We start from the raw sequence: 1,105 nt of genomic DNA, 5'->3' as shown, positions 1-1,105 counted from the left end.
ACGTGTCAAAGAGCATATCGAATTCGCACGGCAGGGGCCGGGTGACGAACGCGCGCCAGCAGTGCATGAGCCAATGCACTGGAACTAGCCAGGCCCGCACCGCACGTAAGGCTTTCGTCCACCTGGGTAGGCTCAACGGTATGGCTCGATCGGTTTTTTTCCGATCCCCATTCTGGTCCGAAGGTAACGCTGGTTGCTGTGCGCGATCCAACAGGCGTACTCGATTACCTTCATGCCACCAGCAAAAGCTAAACGCACAATACACCAGGATCCAGTGACGGCGAATAGCGCGATCACTGCGCACCATGAAATCGGCCCAGCCCAATTCATCTTTGGTCTGCTTGTAGCTTTGTTCAATCCAGTTTCTTAATCCATACAAACGCACGATCTCTTCCAATGACGCTTGCGCGATCGTTAGGTTAGTCGTCAGATACCAGGTGGACTTCTCCGGTAGCGTACTGCGATCGTTGGTGGCACAAACGGCACGCACACTCTGTTCTGGACCATATCCCAACAATGACAACTCCGTCGCCCACCACAATTCAGTATGCCCGTCACGAAACCGACGCACTACCCTCGTCCAGGCTGACAACGGCACTGCATGTGCCGCCTGCTGGAATGAATGCGCAGCCCGCGCCGGAGCCCAGTATTCGACGCGTCCACGCTGGGCCAACACAAAGGGCCAACCGTGCTTTTCAAGCGTCGCCTCGAACTCGACGTTAGCGCCGTAGGCACAATCAGCAACGACGGCTTGGAAGCGGATGCCAATCTCCCGCGCCTGCGCGATGAGAGCGAGTGCGATCTTGGGCTTGGTGAGAAATGCCGGATCTTGTCGGCCGCCGGCCAGTCTGCAGGCGGGCATGTAAGGTGTCACATGCAACGGATAATAACAACGCTCATCGGCCCACAGACTGGTTACAGCGACAATACCATGGTCGATCTTGCCGACCGAGCCGAGATACTGATGGGCCACATGATCAGTCGCATTGCCTTCTTTACGATCGCCAGTGTCATCGATTACCAGCACGCCGTCATTAGTGGGGGCGGTCGCCGGATCGGCCATGAGCAATTGCAGGCGGCGCTGGTTGATGGCTTCGGCATTCCA

At 56.9% G+C, this 1,105-nt stretch carries 1 protein-coding gene; it reads right to left on the bottom strand.

Annotated elements, in window-relative coordinates; genetic code table 11:
* A partial coding sequence (locus tag IGW03_RS37690; RefSeq protein ID WP_194727492.1) for an IS701 family transposase occupies positions 1-1,105 on the bottom strand: 1,105 nt, incomplete at both ends.

The organism is Noviherbaspirillum malthae (assembly GCF_015352985.1).
GTDB lineage: Bacteria > Pseudomonadota > Gammaproteobacteria > Burkholderiales > Burkholderiaceae_D > Noviherbaspirillum > Noviherbaspirillum malthae.
Note: the sequence above shows the minus strand (reverse complement) of the source record. Positions and strands in the feature narration are given on the sequence as shown.